This window comes from Paraburkholderia phenoliruptrix (assembly GCF_047325075.1).
Lineage (GTDB): Bacteria > Pseudomonadota > Gammaproteobacteria > Burkholderiales > Burkholderiaceae > Paraburkholderia > Paraburkholderia phenoliruptrix.
In genome coordinates this window covers 2147351-2172112 of sequence record NZ_CP168530.1, presented here as the reverse complement: position 1 = coordinate 2172112, position 24762 = coordinate 2147351, and the positions used below count along the sequence as shown (strand labels likewise).

The following is a 24762-nucleotide window of genomic DNA, read 5'->3' as shown; positions in this document are numbered from 1 at the left end:
ACCAGGCTGCGCGCGCAATGCGCGCAGCGTTTAATTCACTTCCCGCTGTCGGACCACAAGCGTCCTCCCGTTGCCCAATTTTCGCGCTTCACGTCGGTGAGAATGATGTCCACCGAATTCGGCTCCACGCCGAGCGACTCGCAGGTCGCTTTCGTGATGGCTTCCACAAATTGGCGTTTCTGCTCCAGCGAGCGGCCTTCAAACAGTTCGATATGAAACGTGGGCATGGTTGGGCTCCGTTTGAGAAAGTGAGCGGCGCGGCTTGCCGCGATCGTCCGGTCGACAGTCAGTTCCGGTAGCTGGGATCGAGCCGATCGAGCTTGCGCAGCAGCGCCGGCCATTCCAGGGCTCCTTCGAGTGCGCCGCCATCGTAGAGCTGCTCGGCCGTGCGCGCGGCGACCGCGTCGTCGGGCACGAGGAGCGGTGCGCCGCAGGCCTGCGCCTGCAATTGGATCTCGCATGCTTTCAGCAAGGTCGCCATCAGCACATAGGCTTCGGCAACCGTGCGGCCGACCGTCAGCGTGCCATGATTGCGCAGCAGCATGGCCGGCTTGTCCGCGAGATGCTCGACGAGGCGCGCGCTCTCGGCCGGCGTAAAAGCGAGGCCTTCATAGTCGTGGTAGGCGAGCTGGCGATAAAAACGCAGCGCGTGTTGCGACGCGGGCAGCAAGCCCTCAGGCTGCGCGGACACGGCCACGCCCGCCGAATTGTGCAGATGCATCACGCAGAAAGCGTCGGCGCGTGCCGCATGCACGGCCGCGTGGATCGCAAAACCGGTCACGTTGACCGCATGTTCGTTCGCGCCGACGCTGTTGCCGTCGATGTCGATCTTCACCAGATTCGACGCGCTGACTTCATCGAACGCGAGGCCGAACGGATTGATCAGAAAGTGGCCCGGCTCGTCCGGCACACTCGCGGAGATATGCGTGTAGATAAGATCGTCCCAGCCGTTGAGCGCGACGAGGCGATAGGCAGCGGCGAGATCGACGCGGGTCTGCTGTTCCGCCTCCGAGCGCGGGCCGGACTGCGCAACGTGGCCCTTGGGGATATGAGTGAACGACATACGGTTCTCCTGATGATGCGCAATGAGCGGTGCGTCAGCTCGTCATGCGCTGCCTCAGCCATTGCGCGCCCCACGTGGCGGCGACAAACGGTGCGCTCAGCGCGGGCAAGCCGAGGTAGGCCGCGCCCGCTTGCCCTATCGCCGACAGCGTCACGCCGCCGAGCATCCACGCCGCGCCGTAGTCGGCGAGCGCCAGCGCGGTCAGCGCGCCGTTGAATCCTAGCAGGCCTGCGTCAAACGAGCTTGCCGGCGCGCCCAGCAGCAGATGCTCGCCGCTCGTGAGGGCGGCGCCCGTCAGCGCGTAAAGCGCGTGACGGGGCGATGCCGCCGCAATGCCGATCAATACGAGCGCGCCCGCCGGGACGCCCGAGGCAAAGCCGGTTTGCGCGAGACCCGCAAGCGTGCCGCTGAGAAATTCTGCAACGCCGAATGTATGCGCCGCTGGCGCGCGTAGAGGCGCGTTTGCAATAGGCGCGTTTGCAATGAGCGGCAGCCACAGCCAGGTGACCAATAGACAGGGGCTCGAGAAATAGCTCAAGCCGCGTGCGCGCAACCATTGCGTCCACGGTGCGAGAAGCCATGCCGTGCCTGTTGCGGCGAGAATGGCGATGGCGGTGGCCGTCGCGGTATCGGCGATGAAGCTGAACGCGGCGAGTCCGGCCAGCGCGCCGTTAAAGCCATGCAGGCCCGCGCGCAGATCGTCGTCGGGATAGCCGGCCAGCACGGCGCTCACGTTGGCCGCCACCGCGCCGGTCAGCGCCGCGCACGCGAGACGCGGATCCCACAGCAGCCAGCCGGCGATGACGCATGCGCCCGTGAACGCGTTCGCTTGCAGCACGATTTGACCGACGCTGCGCAGCAGCGTGCGCAAGGCGGCAGAGTGTGCTTCGGTCGCGGCGGCGTGCATGAGTTCGAGAGAGAGGAGCGTGCGGCGACGCACAGACTTGAAACGCGAGCATAGGCCAATGCGGCCGCTGTGTGCATGCTGCGCTTTGATAGTGGCTATTTGTGATGACGGCGCGCGAACGCCGGCCTCCAATGCGGATATCCGAGCATCCACGAATGCCGCGGCTTCGCGCTACGATGTGAACGCGGCGCGTGCCGCGGCTTTCATCCTAAGGAGACGATCCGATGCGTGAACTACGGTGGGCATCGCAAGAAGGCGACGGTATCGAACATCTGGCGTTCGAAGCGCGCGAGGATGGCTTTCAGGTGGAGAGCGTCGTGGTCGGCCAGCGCTACGGCAGGTCCTACGGACTGCACTACGAAGTGCGCTGCGACACGCAATGGCGCACACGTTACGCGCGGCTGAAGATCGTCGGCGCAGGCGAGCTGGAGCTGCACGGCGACGGCGACGGTCATTGGCGCGATGGTCACGGCCTCATGCTGAGCGCTATCGAGGGATGCATCGACATCGATATTGCGGCCACGCCGTTCACCAACACGCTGCCGATTCGCCGGCTGCAGCTTGCGCAAGGCGAGCGCCGACCTTTGCAGGTTGCCTATATTTCGACGCCGGATCTGCAGGTCACGCGCGTCGAGCAGGCCTATTCCTGCGTCGAGCTTGGCCGGGAATATCGCTACGAAGGCATTTTCCGCAACTTCACGGCGAATATGAAAGTGGATGAAGATGGGCTCGTGATCGACTATCCAACCTTGTTTACCCGTCTGCCGCGCGAGCGTTGAGCGGCGGGGTGGCCGAGCCGATCGCGCGGGTGGAGCCGCCCGGTCCGTCCAGGTGCTGGGCCACAAAGCGCGCGACATGCGCGGCGATAAGTTCTGGTTCGCGCAGCACGGCCCAATGACCGGCGTCGATTTCGATGCGTTCATAGGGGCCGAGCCAGATTTCCTGTCCTAGCGACAACTCGGGGCCGACGTAGCGGTCGCGCAGCGGCACGATAAATTGCACCGGCGCGTGGGCGCGGCGCGCCTGTGGATGCAATAGCTTGTCGAGGAAATTGGCGCGGTAAAGATTGAGACCATTGAGCGCATTGCGCAGTTGCGCGGGGTCGCGCGGCGCCTGTACGTGCTCCGTTACGCGCAGCCAGTGCGGCCACAGTCGCGCACCGCCAACACGCCACGCCAGCTCCGGGAGCCACGGCAGATGGAAAAAGAAAATGTACCAGGACCTGAGCGTTTGACGAATCCGCGCTCCGCGCGGTTGTTTCGTCATCCTATCTTTGTTGGCGGCGCTGCCCGCGCGGCGTGAGCCCAGTGACGCGCGATCGAGAGCATGATCGAGACAAGGCCCCGAAATCGACGTATACGACGCAATCCGGCCTTTGAACTGCGGGTCGGTGACGGCCTGCCAGCTTTGAATCGAGCCCCAGTCGTGACCGACCAGATGAAAAGGCTTGCCGCCGCAGGTTGCATCCACAACGGCTGAAAGATCGGCGGCAAGTCGTTGAAGACGGTAGCCGCTGCGCGCCGCGGGCGCATCCGAGGCACCGGCGCCGCGCACGTCGTAGCTGATAACACGGTGGCCGCCGTCGAGTTGCGCGCGTAGCGGTTCCCATACGGCGGCCGAGTCGGGATAGCCGTGCACCAGCACGACCGGCGGCGCGTCGCGCGGACCGCTCACGTAGACGGCGAGCCGCACGTCGCCGGCATCGACCGATAACGTCTCGCGTATCACACCGCCGCCCGCACGCCGCGCCGTGCGGCCCGGCGTATGTCCGGCGCCCGGGCGTTGGCTGCGTCGACTGCCGCGACGAGACCGTCGATGCGCGCGAGTTGCGCGCGATTGTCGTGGTCCCACGGATGAAAGCCCGGCCGGAAAAAGCTCAGCCATTCACCGGCGATGCGCGGAAATACGCCATGACGGGGGCCATAAAGGTACTTGATCACGCGCCACATGCCGCGCAGATGACCGCCGCGTTTGCGATCCGCGATCATCAGACGCACGTGGTAGTCGAACACGATGAGCCAGAAGGTGAGGGTCGTGGCGAGCATGATGCCCGTGCGCAGCAGATAGCGTCCGAGGCCGGGCTGGAGCACGGTGTTCCAGACATCGTAGGACACGGCCTTGTGCTCGGTCTCTTCGAGCGCGTGCCATGTCCACATTTGCGCATAGCCTTCAACGGATCCTTCGATACGCGTGGCGTCTTCTAGCAACAGGCCGGCCAGCATCGCCGTGTAGTGTTCGAGACACACGGTGACGGCCAACTGCCAGGAATGCGGCAGCACCTTGCGGCCGAAATTGAGAATCGCCCACAGCCGCTTGTCGAGTTTATGCGCGGGCAAGCCGGCCTGTTGCAGGAGGTCGTTGTACTCGACGTGCTCGCGCGTATGCATGGCTTCCTGGCCGATAAAGCCGAGCACCTGATTCTTCAGCACGGGGTCGTCGATCCGGTCGCGATAGTTGCGCACGCTGTCCATGAAAAAGCGCTCGCCGGCCGGAAACAGCAGCGAAAGCGCGTTGAAGAAGTGTGTCACATGCGAGCCTTGCGCGTGCCAGTCGCAGACGCGCTGCTGTGGAAGATTGAAGCGTAAGTCGCGGCGAACGGGCATCATGGCCTGATTCCCTCCGGTTCGTGTGAAGTGCGGCGGGCCGTTATGGCTCCCGCCGGTTTTCGAGTGTTGCGTTTCATCATGCGCGTCTGTCCGCCAATTGCGCTGCGCGCTGCGCGCGTTTTTCCGCCATGCGCTTCATGCGCCGCGTTTGCAGCACGACGAGCGCCTGATAGGCGGCGGGCAGCGTACGCGCGAGCCAATCCGCAGCCCGCGCATCGCGGCCGATCAGCACGCGCCGCCTGTTGCGGCGCACGCCGTCGAGAATCACCCGCGCCGCTTCGTCGGCGGTGGTGATGAAGAACTTTTCGAAGTCGTCCTTGCCTTGCTGTTCGTTTTCCAGCATGAAACCGACCATGTTCGGCGCAATCCGGCTCGACTGCGCGATGCTCGTGCGGATGCCGCCGGGGTGCACGCAGGTTGCCGACACGCCGCACCGCATCAGGTCGAGCTCCTGACGCAACGCCTCGGTGAAGCCGCGCACCGCGAACTTCGTCGCGTTGTAGCCGCTCATGCCGGGCTGCGCAAAAAGACCGAAGACGCTCGACGTATTGACGATGTGACCTTCGCCCGACGCCTTCAAATAAGGCAGAAACGCCTTGGTGCCGTGCACGACGCCCCAGAAGTTGATGCCGACAATCCATTCGAGATCTGCGTAGTCCATGCCTTCGATGGTGCTCGACAGCGCCACGCCCGCGTTATTGAACACAAGGTTGACGCGCCGATGCTGCCTGACCGTTTCAGCCGCCCACGCAAACATCGCGTCACGGTCCGACACGTCGAACACGGCGGTGGTGATGAGAAGCGGCGCGCCCACGATATGCGGCGCGGCGGCCTCGGCGAGCCGGGCGGTCTCCTCGAGGCTCGTTGCATTGCGGTCTGCGAGTGCGAGGTGGCAACCTTCGCGCGCAAGCCGGATCGCGAGCGCGCGCCCCATGCCCGAGCCTGCGCCCGTGATTGCGGATACCTTGTCGGTGAAATGCTTCATTGGCTTGATCTCCTGTCCTCTCTGAAGGTGCCTTGTCGTTATGTTCGGTTTTAGCGGGCTTCCGCTTCCGCCGACGCCGCGTTCGCATGCGCGTGCGCGCTGGACGGCGCAGCGGCATGCGCGTTCACTGGCTGGGGCGCGGGCGAATAGGCGAAGTAATCGTCCATGCTGAATGTGCGGGTGGCCTGGCGAAACCTGTAGGCGAAGCCGGGCCATAGCGTGGTGTTCTTGCCGGTTCGCGGATCGAGATACCAGCTCTTGCAGCCGCCCGTGGACCAGATGGCGCGGGCGAGTTTCTGCTGGATCTGTTCGTTGTACGCACGCTCCACGTGCGGGCGAACTTCGATTGCCTCGGCGCGTTCGCTTTGCATCGTCTTGAGCGCGCGCAGAATGTATTCGACCTGCGACTCGATCATGAAGACCATCGAGTTGTGGCCAAGTCCCGTGTTCGGGCCAACGATCATGAAAAAGTTCGGATAACCAGGCAAGGTGGTGCCGAGGTACGCGTGCGCGCCGTCGCGCCAGGTATCGACAATGTCGACGCCGCCGCGCCCGCGCACCACGCCTCGCGCAAACGGATCCGCAACCTGAAAACCTGTGCCGAAGATCAGGCAGTCGGCAGGATGACGTACGCCGTCGCTCGTGATGACCGCGTCTTCTTCGATACGTTCGATTGCGCTCGTCGTCACCGACACATTGGCGCGCGACAACGCGGGAAAATAGTCGTTCGAGATCAGAACGCGCTTGCAGCCCATCGTGTAGTCCGGCGTCAGCTTCGCGCGCAATTGCGGGTCGCGCACCTGGCGGCGCAAGTGCCGCTCTGCGACCTTCTGCGCGGTCTTCATCAGCGAGGGGTGAATCGCAAAGCCGAAGGCACGCGATTCGAGCATGCAGTAGAGCGCCGAGCGCATGACTTTCTGCGTGAACGGGAGGTGTCTGAAGAGCCATTGTTCGACGGGCCGCACGGCGCGGTCGGCCTTCGGCATGATCCATGGCGGCGTGCGCTGGAATAGATCGAGATGCGCAACCCGCGGCGCAATTTGCGGCACGAACTGGATCGCGCTCGCGCCGGTGCCGATCACGGCCACACGCTTGCCTTCGAGCGGATACGCGTGGTCCCAGTGCTGTGAATGAAACGCCCGGCCCTTGAACGTGTCGATGCCGGGAATGTCCGGAAGCGCCGCGCGCGAGAGGCCGCCCATCGCCGAAATCAGCACGCGCGCCGACCACTGTTGCCCATTGGCGAAACTCAAGTGCCAGCGGTGACGCGTGTCGTCGTAGACGGCACTCGTGAGTTCATGACCGAACCGCAGATGACGCTCCACGCCGAAGCGCCGCGCGCAGTCCTCGAGGTAGGCCCGAATTTCCGGTTGGCGCGCGAACATGCGCGTCCAGCGTGGATTCGGCGCAAACGAAAACGAGTAGACGTGCGATTGCACGTCGCAGGCGCAGCCCGGATAGTGGTTGTCGCGCCACGTGCCGCCGACGGAGTGCGCTTTTTCCGCAACGACGAAGTCGGTCAGACCGGCTTGCCGCAAGCGAATCGCCATGCCAAGGCCGGCGAAACCCGTCCCGATAATGGCGATGTCGGTCGCGAAGGTTACGGGCGCGTGGTCCGCCGCGGCCTGGTCGGGGATGCGTGCGTTCATCTGGCGTCTCCTTTGTTACCTTCTTAACTGTTACATTGTCCGATGTAACAATAGGAGCTGCAAACGAGCGACGCAAGCGGGCGTCTAGACGTCCGACTCTAGGTTGCAGTCAGGCTGGATGGGCGTGGAATCGCGAAACAGCGCGCCGAAGGGCGCATGCGTTCACTGCTTCGGCGGTTTTTTTGGGCCGGCAGTGGGGTTGCCCGGCGGGTTTCCAGCGGATTCGCCGAGTTTTTTCGCCATGATTGCCGCGACGCGATCGCCGAGGTAATCGCCGGAGGCTTCCTCCAGCGCCCGGTTCATTTCGCTTTCGACGAGCACCATCGCGAGCGGACGCACGCGCCAGATTGCGTCGACGAGCGCGGGCACGTCGGCGGGCGGCGGAAGCGCGTCGGGGTCGTAGCGGTCCAGCTGACGCACCACCAGATCCACGAGCGCCTTGGCGACCGCGCTGAAATGCGGCCGCGCGGTGCCGACGGCGTCGAGCAGATCGGCGAGCGCAATGCCCTCGCGCGCAAGCGTGGCGCCCGCAGCGAGCGCGGTGGGACTGCCCGATACGAACGACAGACCGTCGCGCTCCAGCAAGCCGAGGTCGACCGCCTTGGCGAGCGCAGCCGGCGTTGCCTTGTCGCCGAACATCTGCAGCAGCTCGATGAGCGAATATTTCCGCGGATGCTCGCGCGACCAGCGTCCGCCGATCGCGGTTTCAAGGCCGAGAATCGAGCGAAGATCGTGTCCTTCGTCGACCGCCTTGATGAGGTCCTGAATGTTCGCGAGCGTGTAGCCGCGCGCGAGCAGATGATTGATCAGTTTCAGACGCGACACGTGCGTGTCGTCGTACACGCCGACACGGCCGCGTTTTTCGGGCGGCGCGAGAAGGCCGCGGTCCTGATACGCGCGCACGTTGCGCACGGTCGTGTCGCTCACGCGCGCGAGTTCGTCGACGGTGTATTCGTTGCGCGGCGCGACGCCCGTGGGCATGTCTGCGGACAGACGCGCGGCGTCGGGCGAGGGTGTGGGCGAGTCGGGAGGCGGCGTGTTAGGCATGCCCGCGATTTTACCGCGCGACTTCGGCGTGCGGCCAGCGCAGACAACCAGCAGGGCGCCGTTCATGCGCTCCGTTATGGTTCCTGGTGTTCCTGGTCCGGCGCCGTCGCAGCGCCCACGCCCAGCGTTCTTTGCATGAGGGTCGTGTCCAGCCAGCGGCCGTGTTTGAAACCGACCGCCTTCAGCGTGCCGGTAAGCTCGAAACCCAGCTGCGTATGCAGCGACAGCGAGCCGCCGCTGCCGCCGTCCGCGATGACGGCGACCATCTGGCGCCACGGCCCGGCTTCGCATCGTTCGATCAGCGCCTGCAGCAGCACGCGGCCGAGCCCTCGTCCACGGTAGGCGTCGCTCACGTAGATCGAATCTTCGATGGTATGGCGGTACGCGGCACGCGGGCGGTAGGGCGTCGCGTAGCAATAGCCCGCGACTTCGCCGTCGATCTCGGCGACCATGTACGGCAGTCCGTAGCTGCGCACCGATGCGAGCCGCGTGCGCAGATCGTCGACGGAAGGCGGCACCTCTTCGAATGACGCGACGCCCGTCAGCACATGGTGCGCGTAAATGGCCTGGATGGCGGGCAGATCGGCTTCGGTGGCGTCGCGGATCAGTGGGGCGCCCGTAGGGGCGGCGGGCGCGGCAGAGGCGGTGCGGGTTGTGCTCATAACGTAGTCCAGGAGCGGCGTCTTGCCGCTGTGATGTCGGTTCTTCTGACGATACGTTTTACTATGCCCGCGCCGCGCGCGAATTTGAAGCCGGTCAAAAACCTCGTGACGAAGTCGCCGCGCCTCTCAGGCAGCACGCCGGGCGGGTGCCGCTTTCGAGAAGCGCCGCGCGCCCGCGACGCACGCCACCACCGCGACGGTGACCGCAATCATCGAAGGCGGCACTTCTTCGTGCAGCAGCAGCCCCGCGAGCAGCAGTCCAAAAAACGGCTGCAGCAATTGCAGCTGGCCGACCCCTGCGATGCCGCCAAGCGCGAGTCCGCGATACCAGAACACGAAGCCGATCAGCATGCTGAACAGCGACACGTAGGCGAGGCCCCAGAACGCCGCATGGCTGATGCCATCGAACGAGGCGGGCCGGGTCCACCAGGCGAGCGGGAGCATGACCGGGAGCGACAGCACGAGCGCCCACGAAATCACCTGCCAGCCGCCGAGATGCCGCGAGAGGCGCGCGCCTTCCGCATAACCGAGCCCGCACGCGAGAATCGCCGCGAGCATCAGCGCGTCGCCTACGGGGGACGCGGCGATGCCGTGCCGCATCGCAAAGGCGACCACCGCGGCGCTGCCGAGCGCCGAGAACAGCCAGAACGCCGCTTGCGGCCGCTCGCCGCCGCGCAGCACGCCGAAGATGGCGGTCGCAAGCGGCAGCAGCCCGACGAAGACGATCGCGTGCGCCGAGCTGACGTGGCGCAGCGCAAGCGCCGTCAGCAGCGGAAAACCCACCACCACGCCGAGCGCCACCACGACGAGCGGAACGACGTCGCGGCGCGCGGGCCGCGCCTCGCGGAACACGAGCAGCAGCGCGAGACCGAGCGTGCCCGCGATGGTCGCGCGCGCGACGGTCAGGAACACGGGATCGAGCCCTTGCACCGCAATGCGGGTGGCCGGCAGCGATCCGCTGAAAATCAACACCCCGATGAGGCCGCTCAGCCAGCCGTTTGTCGTCTTGTCCATGGCGAAGTTCATGCGCATTGAAATGAAGCCTGTAGCATCCGCTGCCGCTCAAGAAAGGTTAAGCTACGGATCAGTACAATTCATGCAAACTGTACCGACGAAGGAGCAGTACAGATGGCCGACACTGCACAGAATCCGGCGATGGACAAACCACAAGGTACGCGAGTCGGCATCGTCATGGACAATCTGCGCGAGCGCATTGCCAGCCGCTCGCTAATGCCTGGCGCACGCGTACCGTCGATCCGCGTGATGACCGACGCGCTCGGCGTATCCAAGTCGACAGTGGTGGAAGCGTATGACCGGCTCGTTGCCGAAGGCGTGATCGTCGCGCGGCGCGGCTCGGGGTTTTTCGTGTCGGGCCATGCGCCGCCGCTCGCGCTTGCCGACCTCGGGCCGCGTCTCGATCGCGAGGTGGATCCGCTGTGGCTCACCCGCCAGTCGTTGCAGTCCGGCGCCAAGGTGCTGAAGCCGGGCTGCGGCTGGATGCCCGCGTCGTGGTTGCCCGAGGACGGCGTGCGCCGCGCGCTGCGAGCGGTCGCGCGCGATCCGCAGTCGCCGCTCGCCGATTACGCGAATCCGTACGGTTTGCCCGCGCTGCGTCAACAGTTGGCCTGGCGGCTCGCGCAGCACGGCGTGGACGCGCCGCCCGAGCAGATCGTGCTGACCGACGGCGGCACGCACGCGCTCGACCTCGTCTGCCGTTTTCTGCTCGAGCCGGGCGACACGGTGCTGATCGACGACCCGTGCTATTTCAACTTCCAGGCGCTGCTGCGGGCGCATCGCGCGCGCATCGTCGGCGTGCCTTATACGCCCTCCGGTCCGGACCTGGCGGCCTTCGAGCGAGCGCTCGTCACGCACCGGCCGCGGCTTTATGTGACCAATTCCGCGATCCACAACCCGACGGGCGCGATGCTTGCCCCCGCGGTCGCGCATCGGCTGCTCAAGCTGGCGGGCGAACACGACCTGATGGTCGTGGAGGACGACATCTTCGCCGATTTCGAAGACGAAGCCGCGCCACGCCTTGCCGCCTTCGACGGCCTCGCTCGCGTCGTGTCGATCGGCAGTTTTTCCAAAACGCTGTCGGCGGCCGCGCGTTGCGGCTATATCGCCGCGCGCGCCGAGTGGATCGAGCCGCTGATCGACCTCAAGCTCGCGACCTCGTTCGGCAACGGGCAACTCACGGCGAGCGTCGTGCATCGGTTGCTGGTGGACGGTACTTACCGGCGCCATCTGGAGTCGATGCGCGCGAAGCTCGCGGATGCGATGGGCGAAACCATGCGCCGCTTAGGCTACGCGGGCCTGGACGTCTGGACGAGGCCGCGTGCCGGGATGTTCGTGTGGGCGCGCCTGCCCGATTCGCTCGATGCCGCCGACATCGCTCGCCATGCGTTAGGTGCGAATGTGGTGTTCGCGCCGGGCAATGTATTCAGCGTGTCGCAGTCCGCCACCGGCTATTTGCGCTTCAATGTGTCGCAATGCAATCGGCCGAAAGTGTATGAGGCCCTGCAGCGGGCCATGGAAGCGCCGCCGCGCGCGGAGCGCGAGCGGGCGTAAGCGGGTGAGCGGGCATGAATTGGCGCCATCAGGCGTGACCGGGTGAACCGGACTTGCATGGCGCCGGGCCTGCGAACGGGAATGCGCCTCCGCCTGCGTCTCCGTTCTGCGTCTGCATTCACAAGAGGCGTCGCTGTCCCGATTCACTTGCACAGCAGAAGCAGGCGCTCCTGATTCGTGCAACTCGCGCGCGGTTTTTGCGCGACCTGCGCTGCGCCGTTGGCGCTCGCGCTCCGGTTCGCGAGGCACGCGCGTAAATGCTTCTCGACCGGCGGGTAATATTTCCAGCCGCGCACGAGTGTCGGCAGTTCCAGCTTCACCTGCTTCCACTTCGGATGCCCGTGTTCCTGCAGATTGTCGAAGTTCGCGCACAGCGAGTCGGCGAAATGATTCAGGTTGCCGACGGTATCGCGCAGACCGTAATCGTACGTGACGAGGAAGGCTTTCACCGTCAACGTGGGCACGTCTTCTTTCAGCCAGTTCGGGTAGCTCGTCGCGCGGATGGTCGCCGGAAAATAGGTTTGCTTCGCGCGCACGGTTTCCGGCGCGCTCGCATCGGCTCTCAGCAGGCGGAGCTGCTGCAGCAGTTCCGGGTTCATGTCGTTGAAGAGTTTGGCCGGTTGGCCCACGACGATGATCGCCACATCCACCTTCTTCACGATCAACGCTGCTAGCGCGTCCTCATTGCTCAGATGCTGGACGTTCTGCTCAGGAATCGGCTGGCCGAACATCAGTCGATAAAGCGTCGTTGCCGACTGCGCGGTGCCGCTGCCGAGCAGGCCCACGCTAATCGTTTTGTCCTTGATGTCGCCCAGCGTTTTCAGCGGCGAATCCGCGCGCACCACGACGTTTATCTCCTCGTCGTAGAGCGGCATGATGAGGCGCAGCGGACGAATCGCGGTGCCCGCATCAGGGTTGCCGGAGTTGGCCATGTCGATGTACGCCTGATAAACGTCGGACTGCACGAGCGCGAGCTTCACACCGGGCTCGTAGCGCATGCGCTGCACGTTTTCGGCGGAGCCCTTGGACGCCACCACGGCCAGATCGATGCCCGCCGGCTGCGCCACCCATTTCGACAGATCCTGGCCGATCTGGATATAGGTGCCCCGTTCCGGGCCGGTCACGATCTTGTAATGCGCGGGTTCGGCACTGAGCAGCGAAGACGCCAGAAGCAGCGTGGCTCCAAGCCATCCCGTCAAGAATTTCTTCAGCATGGTTTGCACCTGTTTAGTCAGGGTGGCGCGGTCCGGATTGATTCTATCGATTCGGTATCCGAACTATTGATGGGCAACCTGCCGGGTGGCTTTTGTGCTCGTCGTTGACTGCGGGTTGAGCGGTGCCCAGCCGGTCTCGCGAATCACGCGTTCGAGGATCGTTTTCGCCGGATCGCTGCCGGTGTCGAGCGCGAGCGCTTCGTCCGCGTGCTCGCGCGCGCATGGCCACGATTGCTGATCGGCGCACATTTGTGCAGCCAGCAACGCGGCGTCGCGGCGCGCGGCCACCGGCTTCAGTCTGGCGGCAAGCGTCTCTGCTTCATTGCTGTCCGGTTGCAGCGCTTGCGCGGCGGCAAGAGCGGCCTGCGCCGCGCTGAGGTCGTTGACGCCGAAGGCGGCGCGCGCCGCCTGCAAGGCTTGCGCGGCATCGCGGAACTGCGGCGTGGCGGGTCTGGCGGGCGCGACCGCTATCGGCACGGTCGCCGATATGGCCTGCGTCGTGTTTCGCACACTGCCGGCGCCGACGGATTTACCGGGCACGCCCGCTAGCTGCGAGTCGGCTGCCTGATCCGGCGAATATCGGGCGATGGTGCCCGTCGCCGTTCTAGCGTCTTGCGCGGTTTCGGCGGCCTGCTCGCCGTTGCCGTAGCGGACGTCGCGACTCTCGTTGAGTAGCGCATAACCGACATAGGCCAGGCCCGCGGCGACAACAGCCGCGCTTGCGATCAGCACGTGCCGCACGCGCAGACCGACACGATGAGCGAGTTCGTCCGTGTCGGTGAGAGGCAGCAGCGACGTGTCCTGCGCGACGAGCGGCGAAGGCGACGTCTGCAGCGCGCCTGCGGGAGCGAGATTCAATCCTGCATGCAGCGCGCCGCCGGGAAAGTCGGGCTCGCTGAAAGCCGGCGCGGTAAAGCTGTCGTGCAACGTCGACATGTTGAGCGTGCTCGCGCGGCTCTCGTGTAGCGCGGTGCGCGCGGGCGCTTCGTCGTCGAGCGGATGATAGGCGCCGCAATACGGGCAGTGTTCGAGTTGCCGGTACAACGCGCCGCCACATCGTTTGCACGGTGTCGGAAAATGATGACCAGCCAGGGTCTGAGTGGACATGCTATGGCTCCACCTGTGGAAAACAATGCCGTTACGGCATGCTCCCGATCGCGTTTGAAGCGGTGTGGGCATCCGCGGAAAGCACGATCTACATGCGCCAGAGAGTCCGGGCAGGCAAGCGAACCTTGCAAGCCGTCGTTTTCAATATGTGGCGTTTCGAGACGCGCGTCAATGGACGATCGACCCTATGTAATGTGCGCTACCGCACATTACCAGGTAGGACGAATCATCGTGCATGTGAGGAAGACGAACGCGTGCCGGTTTTTTTATGCTAGGGCGCGCCGCGCGAAGGTGGATTTGAGGCGCGTGCAATCGGTGTTTGCATGGAGCACCCGAAGACGAAGCACAACGCAATCAACGCGGGCTCAATGGATGATTCTCGAGAAACCACGAGAGTGCGAATGCAAGCAGCACGAGGCAAGCCGCGGACAGATACACCGGTTGCAACGCGCGCGCGAAGGCCGGCCCGTAATCGGCGCGCAATGCGTCGGGCAACTGGCTGATTGCTGCTCGTCCAAAGCATTGGTCCTAAGAAAGCGGAATCAAGCCTGATCAATGCCGGCATCTGCGCCGCGCTCCGACATCGCGTCGCGTCGATGCGCGGCACATAACGTGCTACCCATGGGGTGAATGCGAACGCCGCGCAACGGGGCCGCGGGCGTCGCGGAAAAAATCTGTGCGGACAAGACGCAAAGAAGCTGCGGCGACGAGCCACGTGCAAGGCATCGCGCGCGTCGCTGTGGCGAACCGGGTGTCGGCACCGGTTGCCGTGGAAGATGGCCACCGGAGCCGTTTTTTCATTGGCGTGCAATTTTGGCGCGTTATGGTGCGCGCGTTGCGGGCGCGGTTGTTTACAATCGTGCGCTTTCCTGCAACTCGGCACATGAAATCGAGTCGGAACCATGAACAGCAACATCGCGGCCGCGCAAACCGGCGGCAAGCAGCACCTACAGCAAAATCAACACAAGCAGCAGGGCGATACGTTGGCCGAACCTGACGGCCTAACCGGATTTTTAGAGCAACAACAGAAGATGAACGGAGCATTGAGGCTCGATCGGGCCACGATCGTGCTCGTAGAAGACGACCCGGACAGCCGGGAATCGCTGACCCTGTTGCTGGAAGCGGAAGGGGCAAACGTCGTTGCGGTGGCGGACGCCGAAGAGGGCGTCGAAGCGGCCGTCCGGCTGCTGCCCGACGCGGTGGTATGCGACCTCGAGCTGCCCGCCATGGACGGCTTTTACCTGATCCAGCGGCTGCGCGATCACGAGATTCGCGGCGATCACGCGCCTTCGGTGGCGGTAGCCCTGACGGGCCATACCGACGACGCTTACCGTCTACGAAGTATCGGCGAGGGTTTCCAGCATTTCATGACGAAACCGGCCCTGCCTGAAGATCTGGTGAATTTGCTGCACGACGCTATCGGCGCACGCGCGGCGCGATAAGCGCGCCGGCGTTAAGGGCGCCGCCGCCAGGGTTAAGGGCGCCGCCACGCGGTTGCAGCAAACCGCCGTTATTTAGCGGCGACGGGCGCCGTTGCTCCCGCTTTCGCCGCGACCGGCGCTGCTTCTGCGGCCTGACACGCGGAACACAATCCCTTCAGTTCGATTTCGTCGCTGGCGACGCGGTAGCCGGCGTCTTCGATCTGCGCGATCAGCGCCTGGCGCAATTTCGGCTGATGCAGTTCGGTCACGTTGCCGCATTGCTGGCAGACCACGAGGATGCCGTGCTGGCACTGCGTCAGGTCGTGGCAGACCGTGAACGCGTTGATCGACTCGATCCGATGCACGAGTCCCGCCGAGAGCAGAAAGTCCAGCGCGCGATAAACCGTGGGGGGCGCGGAGCCCGGGTGAATCTGGCGCATTTCGTCGAGCAGCGAATACGCTTTGGTGGCGCGCCCTGAATTCAGCAGCAATTCCAGCACCTTGCGGCGGATCGGCGTGAGTTTCTCGCCGCGTTCGCGGCAATATTCTTCCGCGAGGGCGAGCGCGGCTTGCGGCGACTCGCCATGCGTGTGCCCCGGCGCGTGGGCGTGGGCATGCGCGTGGGCGTCCACGGAGGCGGCGGCTCGGTCCGCTTTCGCGGAAATGGCGGAATGTGCGGCGTTCGCGGCGGGCTTGGCGTTCTTCATGGAGCGATTATAAAGGCCAACGCTCGGTTGCTGCCCGCGGCCACCAGCGGCCCGGATGGCAGCAGCGCACGCCCGGCCACCGCTCGTGCGCAGGCGGTGTGCGCGGGGTGGCGGGTTCCGGCGCCGTTTATCGCCGCGTGGACGGGGCAGTCCATGATCACGTCAACGGAAAGTCGAGGTACTTCTTGAAACCCGAACGCGTCGCGATGCGCGAATACCAGCGCTCCAGACTCGGCAACGGCGGACGCTCGATGCCGTCTACGCCGAACCAGCGTTTCGCGTACGCGCCGATCACGATGTCGGCCAGCGTGAACTTGTCGCTCTCGAGAAAAAAGCGCCCTTGCAAATGCGTGTCGAGCAGGCGCCACAGCGCGGTGACCGTGCGGACGTCTTCGGCGAGTCTGGCCGCGTCGCGCTGTTGCGGCGGCGTGCGCACGAGCGTCCAGAACACCGGCCGTTCCGCGGGCTGCAGCGTGGAGAGCGACCAGTCGAGCCAGCGGTCGACGCTCGCGCGCAGTTTCGGCTCGGCGGGATAGAGCGGGCTGCCCGCGCCGTACTGCAGCGCCAGATAGCGCAGGACCGAGTTCGATTCCCACAGCACGAAGTCGTCGTCGACCAGCGTCGGAATCTTGCCGGTCGGGTTCATCGCGAGATAGGCGGGTTCGTCGTTGCGGCCGAACTGCAGGCCCGCGTCGATGCGTTCGTAAGGCAGCACCAGTTCGTCGCAGCACCACAAGACTTTTTGCACGTTGACTGAGTTCGTGCGTCCCCAGATCGTAATCATCCGGTCAATCCTTTTTGTCGACAATTGGCAAGCCGCGCCCCGCGCGGCGTTCAACCAGTAACGATACACGATGCGCCTGCGTTTGCCTGCCCGCGGCGACCCGCGTTGCGTACAATGAGCGCACCGAAATACGACGAGGCACCGCATGGCCCGCATTGTCCCCGACGACTGGAAGAGCCTCGCCGCCACCGGCGCGGCGGCGCGCGAACGCGAGACCCTTGCGCTGCTCGAGAAGGCGCTTCCTGATAGCTACACCGTCTATCACGGCGTGCACTGGACACGGCTGAATCAGAACTTCTCCGTATTCGGCGAGGCCGACTTCGTGATTGTCAGCCCGGCCGGGCGGGTCATGATCGTCGAACAGAAAACAGGCTTTCTGCGCGAAACGCCAAAAGGCCTCGTGAAGGTCTATCTGCAGACCGAGCGCAACGTGGCGATCGCGCTCGCGCACACCATCGAGGGTCTGCACCGGCGGTTTACCGCGGCGTTCGGCGCAGGCACGTATTTCATCGAAGCATTGCTGTACTGCCCGGACCACATCGTGAAGGACGCGGCAATTGCCGGTGTGGACCCCGCGCGCATCGTCGACGCGACTCGGCGCGACCGGCTCGCCGCGGTGATTCGCGAAGCGTTGCCCGCCGACGAGCCGCGTCTTGCCTGCGCGTCGAAAATCCATCACTTTCTGGCCGATGAGCTCGCGCTCACGCCCGATGCGAGCGCGCTCGTCGGCCAGGCCGGCACGCTCGTCACGCGGCTCGCGGGGGGCCTCGCAACATGGGCGCGGCGGCTCGAATTTTCGCCGTTCCGCCTGCGCGTGATCGGCACGGCCGGCTCGGGTAAGACGCAGCTCGCCGTGCAGGTCATGAAAGACGCGGTCGCGCGCGGCGAGCGTCCGTTGTATGTGTGCTTCAACCGGCCGCTCGCCGATCACATCGCGCGTGTTGCGCCGCCCGAGGCGAAGGTCGCGAACTATCATCAGCTGTGCGACTGGATTGCGCGCGATGCGGGCCGTCAGCCCGATTTCCAGTCGGGCCAGGTGTTCGATCAGCTGGAGGCGATGTTCGCGCACACGCCGATCGACGCGCGCTGGCAATTCGACGTGCTGATCGTCGACGAAGGGCAGGACTTCCAGGAGCCGTGGGTCGCGGCGCTCGAACGCCTGCTGCGTCCCGGCGGCGCGTGGTGGTGGCTCGAGGATCCGCTGCAGAATCTGTATATGCGCGAGCCGGTTGCGCTGCCGGGCTGGACGACGCTGAAAGAAACCACCAACTACCGCAGCCCGCGCGACATTCTCGATTACGTGCGCGAGGTGGTCGGCGCTTCGGTGCCGAGCGCGGCGGCGCTCGCCTCCGGCAGTCCGTTCGACGGCTCGGACATATCGCTTTCCGTCTACAACGAAGCGAACGCCGCCGAGACCGCCACGGAGGCAACCAAACGCGCCATCACGCAGGCGCTTTCGCTCGGGTTTCGCAAGCAGGACATCGCGGTGCTGTCGTTTCGCGGCCGCGAGGGCTCCGCGATGACCGCGCAGGATCATCTCGGTCCGCACCGGCTGCGCAGCTTCACCGGCAAGTACGATTTATTTGGCAATCCGGAATATCGGGAAGGCGACGTGCTATTCGAATCCATCTACCGTTTCAAGGGTCAGGCGGCGCCGTGCGTGATTCTGACCGAGGTCGATTTCGACGCCTTCGACGAGCGTATTGCGCGCAAGCTGTTCGTCGGCGCGACGCGTGCGACGATGAAGCTGATCATCGTCGCCTCGCAACGCGCCGCGCGTCATCTGCATCTGCGCGACGCGAAGGACAGCCGGGAAACCGCCGAGGCGCGCGAAGCCTGACGCGAGCGGCAGGCGCGCACCTACCGTCACGCCCACGCGCGCGCGCCGACCAGCAGGCCCGTGCGCGTGCGGGCATCCCACCAGATCACGCGCAAGAGCGGTGCTTGCTGCGCGATCAGCAAAGCCTGCACCGGATCGCTTTCCACGAAGTGCGTGACACCGCCCGCGAGCGCCGCGGACGCCTTGTGCGCGGCGGCGCCGGCCGGACTTTCGTCGTGCGTGCCGGGCGCGCGCATCACCAGTTGCATATGGCCGAAGCCGTGCCGTTCGAGCCAGGTCTCGGTGCGCGCGCGGTCCAGTTCCGGCCGCCCGGTGATGATCGTGCGAACCCGCTGCAGATCGATGCCCGGCAGCACCTCGAAGGGCAGCAGCGCGTCGCGTTCGGCCAGCGCGGCGGCGAGATCTTCGTCGTAGCGCGCGAGCGGCACGTCGGGCAGCAGAATGCCGTCGAGATCGATCGCATACGTCGCGTAGTGGTGATCGTCCGCCATCGCCGGTGCTTCGCCGGCTTCCACGCGCGCCCAGTCGTCGCGGTAACGCTGTGTGTACGCCTGGCGCTCCCACGGAAAAAGCGCGAAGTAGCCGCGCGCGTCGATGGCGTAATCGGGCTGCGTGCGGCTCAGATCGTCGACGGCGCCGGTCAGCGTCTTCACGACAAGGCCGTGCTGCTGAAGAAACGCAATGCAATCGACGAGCGTGAAACCGCGCCCCGCAATGTCCTCGCAGAGCAGCACTTTGGAGCCGGCGGGCGGAATCGGCAGCGTCGAGTCCCAGGCCACCTTGCGGGCCGCGCGGTCGTAGCGCAGAAAGGCGACCGGCGCACCGGCCGAATGGGAAACCATCAGCGCGAGCGGCGCACCGCCGCGCAGAATGCCGATCGCCATCGCAAAATCTTCGGCGAGCAAGGCGGGTTGCAGCGATTCGATCCAGTGATCGAGCTGCTCATAGGTAAGGGGCAAAACCGGCTTGTTCATAACACTTGTTGAGTCGCGTAACGCGTGGGGAAGGCCGCCGTTCGGCGGCAAGACACGCCTGCGCACGCCGCGGCGGCAGACTGTCGTTTTTTCCTGCAAAGAATTTTGACGATATTATGCATGCCGTTCGGCAATCGCGCGTCGGGGTGATGCGCGTGACGGCAAGCCGAGGCGCTGGCTCGAAAAGGCAGCGGCGCCGCAAAAAAAACAGACCACGGAAAAAGACGCAATGAATAAAGTGACGGCAACAGTGCAACGCGGACCGGGCGCGCCTGCGAGCGCGCGCTGGTTAATCGGGCTCATCTTCGCGCTCGCCGCCTGGAGCGTGCACGCGCAGACGGATTCGACCGCGTTGTCGCTCGACCTGATGGGCAAGATCGGCAAGACCAACGACGCGGCGCACCGTGCCTACCGCTTCGACGAGGCGCAGTTGCTGGCGCTGCCCGCTCATTCGATCACCACCGCGACCACCTGGACACCGCGCTCGACCTTCACAGGACCGCTGCTCGCGGATATTCTGAAGACGGTCGGCGCGTATGGCACCCAGGTCGAGATCCATACGCTCGACGACTACACGTACACCATCCCCGTATCGGACTGCGACCGCTATGGCGTCGTGGTGGCGTACAGCATGAACGGCAGGCGTCTGAAGGTCAGCGACTTCGGCCCTCTGTTTCTTATCTATCCGCGCGATGCGTTCCCCGATGAACTCGCGGGCGCCTCGGGCGATTCGAAATTCGTATGGCAGATCAAGGCACTCATCGTCAAATAGCGCGCCGCCCGTGGCGCCGGTTTTTTTATGTGCTGATCTGGCTCACGGCGCTCGCCGCGCCCGCCGGCGCGATCGGTTATCTGCTCTACGCGAACCTGCTGAATCCGCAGACGACCGAGTCGCTGACGGGCTCGTACGACGGCTTCTACTGGGACGCGGCACAGCTGCAGATCGCCTACGCGCGGTTCGAGAACCAGTTGCTGCTCTATCAGGCGGGCGTCGACGACGATTACCAGCGGCTTACGTTGCGCTACCAGTTGCTGCAGTCGAAGCTGCACGTCATGGAAGGCTCGACACGCCGGCTCACCACGCAAGTCGCGCTCGTGCAACGGCAACTGGATGAAATTCACGCGCTCGACCGCATGCTGACCGCCCTCGCTCCGGACGTCGCGGCGCTGCCGCAAGACCGGGCCGGTGTGAACGGGATCGTCGCGCAATTGCGCCAGCACTGGAACGAAGTCAACGACCTCGCGCTCAGCCGCCGTTTCGCCGATGTCGCCGACCGCGAGGCGATGAACCGCGATTTCATCGACAAGCGCCGCATGCTGTTTGCCGGCGGCCTGGTCCTGCTGCTGCTGTCCGCGGCCGCGACGCTGCTGCTGGTGGTCAACGGCCGGCGCCGCACGCGTCTCATGCACCAGCAGCACGCGGCGCTCGAAGCCGAGCACCAGGCGAGCCGCGCGGCGCGCGAGGCGAGTCTTGCGAAGGATGCGTTCCTCGGCATGATCAGTCACGAGCTGCGCACGCCGTTGCATGCAATCGTCTCGTCGATCGAACTGCTGGGCTTCAACTATCACTCGGAAGCCGACCGCAAGGTGATCCAGCGGCTCGAAACCGCGGCGCGCCATCTGGAAGCCCAGATGAAGGATCTGACCGATTACGCGCGGCTCGGCGCCGGCAAGCTCGAACTGCGTCACGAGCACTTCGAGCCGCGCGAGCTGCTCGCGTCGATCGTCGACGAACATGCGATGTCCGCCGCCGCGCGCGGTCTGAAGCTGGAGAGCGAGGCGAGCGGCGTGAGCGGACTCGTTGACTCCGATCCGCATCGCATTCGCCAGATCGTGAATAACCTCGTCACCAACGCGATCCGCTATACGGAGACCGGCACGATTCGCGTGAAGCTGATGCAGCGGCCGGCGCTTCTGAGCTTCGTGGTGAGCGACACCGGGCCCGGCGTGCCGCAAGCGCAGATTCCGCTGATCTTCCAGGAGTTCACCCAGCTGGACGGCTCGCGGACGCGCCGCTTCGAGGGCGCGGGCATGGGCCTCACGATCGTGCAGGGGCTCGTGCGGCTCTTCGGCGGCACGGTGGAAGTGGCGAGCGTGGTGGGCGAGGGCACGACTTTCACGGTGACGATTCCCGTCACGCCGGTTGCGCCCGCCCCTTCGCGCGACGCTGAGGCGCAGGCCGAGCTGGGCGGCGAGCGGCCGAGCGTACTGATCGTCGACGATAACCGGCTGATTCGCGAGTCGCTCAGCGAAATGGTCGCGCACATGGGCTACGACGCGCACGCCGCCGCCAACGCCGACGACGCGCTCTCGTGGCTCGACGCACGCCGCTGCGATGTGGTGCTGCTGGATCTGCACATGCCGGAGCGCGACGGCTACGCGTTTCTCGCGGACCTCGCCGCGCGTGGCGAGCCGGTATCGGGCGTGCCGGTGATCGTGGTCAGCGCGTATGCGCCGGAAGCCGGCGCGAAGAAGGAAGGGGAGAGCCGCGACGGGGCGGCCGCGCAGCCGTTTTTCGATGCGTTATTAAAGCCGGTACATTACGGTGACCTGCGCAACGCGTTGCAGCGTGCGCTGGCTTCGCGGCGCGTCGTCTGAGACGGCGCCGGCAAGCCCAGCACGGATTCAGGACAGATTCAGGACAGATTCAGGGCCGATTCAGCCGCTTCGACAGATCGGCCACCAGAATCGCCATCCGCGCGGGCTTTTCATAGCAGGCGACGTCGTAATTGCGGATCACCTGGCTGATCTCCGACTCGCTCGCCTTGCCGGTCAGCAATTCGCCGGTCAAAACGAAAATCGGCGCGTCCGGATTTTCCGACGCGCGCACCGCGCGAATCGCAGCCGCCGAGGTTTGCGCGCCGAACAGCCAGTCGATCACGATGCCGTCGAACACCTGCGTTTGCAGTTGCTCGGCAAAGGCCGCGAGTCCGTAGATGGCGACGGCGGCAAAGCCGCTGCGCTCCAGATAGTCGCGCAGATTGTCGGCGCTCGCCTGATCGTCGTCCACCACAGCGATGGTCGGCTTGTCCGTTTCCGCGCGGCGCGGATAGATCTCGATCTTGTGGACTTCGTAGGCGCTCTGATAGAGCGCGCCGTCGTGCCGCGCGACGCGCCACTGGCCGAGCTTCGAGTAGGCGACGAATTCCGGGCGGCTGCCCGGTTCGAGCGCCGCGCCCACCCAGGCGGTGCACGGCAGCTCGATTGCGCCGATGCAGAACACGGCCTCCTGCGCGATTGCGCCGACCATGCCGGGATCCAGCGACTGCGCGCCGAAGAGCTGCGCGGCGGGCTCGCCGTACACCTCCGCGACCTTCTTGATTTGCGACAGGGTCCAGGGGCTGTTGCCCCGGAGCTTGCGGTGGCCCTGCGAAAAACTGAGGTCGAGGATGCGGCAAAGTTCTGTGGTTTGCTGTCGCTTGCCGATTCCATGCCGGCTCATCAACTCGCGCACGCGCTCGGCGACGGCGATGGAGTCCGGTGAGTGTGTTTCGTTGCTCATACTGCGTGAGAATCCGCCGTTCTTAAAGGGCTGTGGGGGCGATACGGCAGGCGTAACGCGGCCATGCATCATGGACACAGCGCGACGCAGGCACGCGGGGGACAGCAAATGTACCGTAAAAACGTCGCCATCAGGCGTTTTGTGCAGGTGCCGCTGCACGCGCTCAAGTCCACGTACTGTGATGCATCTGGCATAGCCCCATTTTACCGGCGAAAACGGGCCACATCCACCGAACGGCATGCCTGCGCGGCGCGACCGGGCCGCGGTGTCATGCGGGGCGGGCATTGCGGACAGCGGTCCCGCCTGCGAAGATGATGCACACACTTAAAACCTGTTCGCCCGATGACGACGACTTATCCGCTGCACGCCGGCTTCACTTCGCCCGACCAACCGTTTCCGCGATACGCCGACGTGGTGATCGCCGGCGCGGGCATCATGGGTTGCGCGGCGGCTTACTATCTGGCGCGGCGCGGGCTCACGGTGGTCGTGCTCGATAAATCGCGGATTGCGGGCCAGCAGTCGTCGCGCGCGTGGGGTTTCGTGCGCCAGCAGGGCCGCGAGTCGGCGGAAGTGCCGCTCATGATGGCGAGCATTCCGCTGTGGGCAACGCTTGAGCGCGAACTGGACTTCGATCTGGAATGGCGCCAGGGCGGTTGCCTTTACGTTGCGACCGGGGAGGAGGACTGGGCGTCGTTCCAGCAATGGATGGACGTGGCGCGCCAGCACGGGCTCGACACCCGAACGCTCGACCGCAAGCAGATCGATTCGGTGGTGATGGGCATGCAAGGCCCGGCGCTCGGCGGCCTCTACACGCCGAGCGACGGTCAGGCCGAGCCGCGCCGCGCGGCTGCCGCTTTTGCTGCCCGGGCGGCGCAAGCCGGCGCGCTTTTTTTCGAAGGCTGCGGGGTGCTCGGCGTGGAGCGGGCGGCGGGCGCCGTCGCCGGAGTGGTGACCGAGCGCGGCACGGTGCGCACGTCGCGTTTTATTTGCGCGGCGGGCGCAAGCAGCTGGCGCCTCCTGAAGACTTTGGGTCTCGAACTGCCGCAGCAGGCGGTGCGCGGCACATGCATGCGCACGAATCCGCTGCCGCCGGTGACCGCGTCCACCTTCTGGGGGCATGGGCTCGGCGTGCGGCAACGCGCGAACGGCGCGATCAATCTCGCCGACGACATGCAGGTCGACGTCGACATGACACTCGGGCATTTTCGTGCGCTCAAATGGTTCCTGCCCGAGCTCTGGAGTCAGCGCGAGAAGTTCAGCTTTCATCTGAACGGCGCCTGTCTGCGCGATGTGCGGGACCGTCTGCCGGGCGTCGTGCCGGCGGCCGAGCGGCTGCTGCATCCGCGCGACCCGCATCCGCAACCGAATCCGCGCCACGCGCCGCGCGCCCTCGCAAAACTGCGCGCGCTCTTTCCCGCGCTGAAGGACGCGCAGGTGGTGGAGTCCTGGGCCGGTCTGATCGACGTGCTGCCCGACGGCATTCCCGTCATCGACGCGCCGCCGCAGGTCGGCGGGCTCACTATCGCGACGGGCTTTTGCGGCCATGGTTTCGCGATGGGACCGATCGTCGGCAAGCTGCTGGCGGAGATCAACGACGGCGGCAAGCCCTCGCTCGATCTGTCCGCGTTCCGCTTGCAGCGTTTTTTCGACGGCACGATGCAGCGGCCTCGCAGCATGCTGTGAGCGCGGCCGCTCAGCTTCATTTTCCGCCTCTTCCTGGATCGCC

Annotated in this window: 24 protein-coding genes; 7 read left to right on the top strand and 17 right to left on the bottom strand. The window is 65.3% G+C overall.

Annotation, left to right across the window (positions count from 1 at the left end):
* Nucleotides 1-35: 35 nt before the first annotated feature.
* Genes ACEN8U_RS09600 through ACEN8U_RS09590 form a run of 3 tightly spaced genes read right to left on the bottom strand, consistent with a single transcriptional unit; the run spans nucleotide 36 to nucleotide 1970 of the window.
* A complete protein-coding gene (locus tag ACEN8U_RS09600; protein ID WP_013592063.1) occupies nucleotides 36-227 on the bottom strand; it encodes a 4-oxalocrotonate tautomerase in 192 nt (63 codons plus the stop codon).
* A 59-nt stretch (nucleotides 228-286) separates the two neighbouring features.
* On the bottom strand, nucleotides 287-1063 hold the full coding sequence (locus tag ACEN8U_RS09595; protein WP_310110993.1) for a class II aldolase/adducin family protein: 777 nt from the start codon (nucleotides 1061-1063) through the stop codon (nucleotides 287-289).
* A 34-nt stretch (nucleotides 1064-1097) separates the two neighbouring features.
* Nucleotides 1098-1970, bottom strand: coding sequence for an urea transporter (locus tag ACEN8U_RS09590; protein WP_310110995.1), 873 nt, complete (start codon nucleotides 1968-1970; stop codon nucleotides 1098-1100).
* Nucleotides 1971-2194: 224 nt separating this feature from the next.
* Here ACEN8U_RS09590 and ACEN8U_RS09585 point away from each other — a divergent pair, with 224 nt between their 5' ends.
* Entirely contained in the window at nucleotides 2195-2749 is a 555-nt protein-coding gene (locus ACEN8U_RS09585) for a putative glycolipid-binding domain-containing protein (protein WP_310110997.1), read from the top strand.
* Here the strand turns inward: ACEN8U_RS09585 and ACEN8U_RS09580 are convergent.
* The 7 genes from ACEN8U_RS09580 to ACEN8U_RS09550 form a co-directional block, all read right to left on the bottom strand.
* Nucleotides 2724-3698, bottom strand: a complete 975-nt coding sequence (locus ACEN8U_RS09580; protein ID WP_310110999.1) for an alpha/beta fold hydrolase — start codon at nucleotides 3696-3698, stop codon at nucleotides 2724-2726. The genes ACEN8U_RS09585 and ACEN8U_RS09580 overlap by 26 nt on opposite strands.
* Nucleotides 3695-4576 carry a metal-dependent hydrolase gene (locus ACEN8U_RS09575; protein ID WP_310111001.1) on the bottom strand — a complete coding sequence of 294 codons (882 nt, stop codon included), beginning with the start codon at nucleotides 4574-4576 and terminating at the stop codon, nucleotides 3695-3697. Before ACEN8U_RS09575 ends, ACEN8U_RS09580 begins: the two co-directional genes overlap by 4 nt.
* A gap of 76 nt (nucleotides 4577-4652) precedes the next feature.
* Nucleotides 4653-5561 (bottom strand): SDR family NAD(P)-dependent oxidoreductase, encoded by a 909-nt coding sequence (locus ACEN8U_RS09570; protein WP_310111004.1) that lies wholly within the window; start codon nucleotides 5559-5561, stop codon nucleotides 4653-4655.
* Nucleotides 5562-5611: 50 nt separating this feature from the next.
* Nucleotides 5612-7210: an NAD(P)/FAD-dependent oxidoreductase gene (locus tag ACEN8U_RS09565; protein WP_310111007.1), complete on the bottom strand. Its 1599-nt coding sequence runs from the start codon at nucleotides 7208-7210 to the stop codon at nucleotides 5612-5614.
* 162 nt (nucleotides 7211-7372) lie between these two features.
* Entirely contained in the window at nucleotides 7373-8257 is an 885-nt protein-coding gene (locus tag ACEN8U_RS09560) for a MerR family transcriptional regulator (RefSeq protein WP_310111169.1), read from the bottom strand.
* A gap of 74 nt (nucleotides 8258-8331) precedes the next feature.
* On the bottom strand, nucleotides 8332-8919 hold the full coding sequence (locus ACEN8U_RS09555) for an N-acetyltransferase family protein (protein ID WP_310111009.1): 588 nt from the start codon (nucleotides 8917-8919) through the stop codon (nucleotides 8332-8334).
* A gap of 126 nt (nucleotides 8920-9045) precedes the next feature.
* Nucleotides 9046-9933 (bottom strand): DMT family transporter, encoded by an 888-nt coding sequence (locus ACEN8U_RS09550; RefSeq protein WP_310111012.1) that lies wholly within the window; start codon nucleotides 9931-9933, stop codon nucleotides 9046-9048.
* A gap of 114 nt (nucleotides 9934-10047) precedes the next feature.
* Between ACEN8U_RS09550 and ACEN8U_RS09545 the strand changes: the two genes are divergently transcribed.
* On the top strand, nucleotides 10048-11487 hold the full coding sequence (locus ACEN8U_RS09545) for a PLP-dependent aminotransferase family protein (protein ID WP_310111014.1): 1440 nt from the start codon (nucleotides 10048-10050) through the stop codon (nucleotides 11485-11487).
* 143 nt (nucleotides 11488-11630) lie between these two features.
* Here ACEN8U_RS09545 and ACEN8U_RS09540 read toward each other — a convergent pair whose 3' ends face one another.
* The 3 genes from ACEN8U_RS09540 to ACEN8U_RS09530 all read right to left on the bottom strand — a co-directional run bounded on the left by ACEN8U_RS09540 (nucleotide 11631) and on the right by ACEN8U_RS09530 (nucleotide 14303).
* Entirely contained in the window at nucleotides 11631-12701 is a 1071-nt protein-coding gene (locus ACEN8U_RS09540; RefSeq protein ID WP_013592075.1) for a TAXI family TRAP transporter solute-binding subunit, read from the bottom strand.
* A gap of 63 nt (nucleotides 12702-12764) precedes the next feature.
* On the bottom strand, nucleotides 12765-13808 hold the full coding sequence (locus ACEN8U_RS09535; RefSeq protein ID WP_310111017.1) for a hypothetical protein: 1044 nt from the start codon (nucleotides 13806-13808) through the stop codon (nucleotides 12765-12767).
* A gap of 354 nt (nucleotides 13809-14162) precedes the next feature.
* On the bottom strand, nucleotides 14163-14303 hold the full coding sequence (locus ACEN8U_RS09530; RefSeq protein ID WP_374725946.1) for a hypothetical protein: 141 nt from the start codon (nucleotides 14301-14303) through the stop codon (nucleotides 14163-14165).
* Nucleotides 14304-14710: 407 nt separating this feature from the next.
* Here ACEN8U_RS09530 and ACEN8U_RS09525 point away from each other — a divergent pair, with 407 nt between their 5' ends.
* Nucleotides 14711-15250, top strand: a complete 540-nt coding sequence (locus ACEN8U_RS09525; protein WP_310111019.1) for a response regulator — start codon at nucleotides 14711-14713, stop codon at nucleotides 15248-15250.
* A 68-nt stretch (nucleotides 15251-15318) separates the two neighbouring features.
* On the opposite strand, the gene ACEN8U_RS09520 is transcribed toward ACEN8U_RS09525, so the two are convergent.
* Together ACEN8U_RS09520 and ACEN8U_RS09515 are read right to left on the bottom strand one after the other, a co-directional pair.
* Nucleotides 15319-15936, bottom strand: coding sequence for a Fur family transcriptional regulator (locus tag ACEN8U_RS09520; RefSeq protein ID WP_310111021.1), 618 nt, complete (start codon nucleotides 15934-15936; stop codon nucleotides 15319-15321).
* Nucleotides 15937-16093: 157 nt separating this feature from the next.
* Nucleotides 16094-16720, bottom strand: coding sequence for a glutathione S-transferase (locus ACEN8U_RS09515; RefSeq protein WP_310111024.1), 627 nt, complete (start codon nucleotides 16718-16720; stop codon nucleotides 16094-16096).
* A 145-nt stretch (nucleotides 16721-16865) separates the two neighbouring features.
* Between ACEN8U_RS09515 and ACEN8U_RS09510 the strand changes: the two genes are divergently transcribed.
* Nucleotides 16866-18560, top strand: a complete 1695-nt coding sequence (locus ACEN8U_RS09510) for an ATP-binding domain-containing protein (protein ID WP_310111028.1) — start codon at nucleotides 16866-16868, stop codon at nucleotides 18558-18560.
* 26 nt (nucleotides 18561-18586) lie between these two features.
* On the opposite strand, the gene ACEN8U_RS09505 is transcribed toward ACEN8U_RS09510, so the two are convergent.
* On the bottom strand, nucleotides 18587-19534 hold the full coding sequence (locus ACEN8U_RS09505) for a phosphoribosyltransferase (RefSeq protein WP_310111031.1): 948 nt from the start codon (nucleotides 19532-19534) through the stop codon (nucleotides 18587-18589).
* A gap of 229 nt (nucleotides 19535-19763) precedes the next feature.
* On the opposite strand from ACEN8U_RS09505, the gene ACEN8U_RS09500 reads away from it, so the two are divergent.
* A complete protein-coding gene (locus tag ACEN8U_RS09500) occupies nucleotides 19764-20306 on the top strand; it encodes a molybdopterin-dependent oxidoreductase (protein ID WP_310111034.1) in 543 nt (180 codons plus the stop codon).
* Complete coding sequence (locus ACEN8U_RS09495; RefSeq protein WP_310111037.1) at nucleotides 20276-22132, top strand: ATP-binding protein; 1857 nt, start codon at nucleotides 20276-20278, stop codon at nucleotides 22130-22132. The genes ACEN8U_RS09500 and ACEN8U_RS09495 overlap by 31 nt, the downstream gene beginning before the upstream one ends.
* A gap of 49 nt (nucleotides 22133-22181) precedes the next feature.
* Here ACEN8U_RS09495 and ACEN8U_RS09490 read toward each other — a convergent pair whose 3' ends face one another.
* Nucleotides 22182-23036, bottom strand: coding sequence for a helix-turn-helix domain-containing protein (locus tag ACEN8U_RS09490; RefSeq protein ID WP_013592084.1), 855 nt, complete (start codon nucleotides 23034-23036; stop codon nucleotides 22182-22184).
* 342 nt (nucleotides 23037-23378) lie between these two features.
* On the opposite strand from ACEN8U_RS09490, the gene ACEN8U_RS09485 reads away from it, so the two are divergent.
* A complete protein-coding gene (locus tag ACEN8U_RS09485) occupies nucleotides 23379-24719 on the top strand; it encodes an NAD(P)/FAD-dependent oxidoreductase (protein ID WP_014973286.1) in 1341 nt (446 codons plus the stop codon).
* Nucleotides 24720-24762 lie beyond the last annotated feature (43 nt).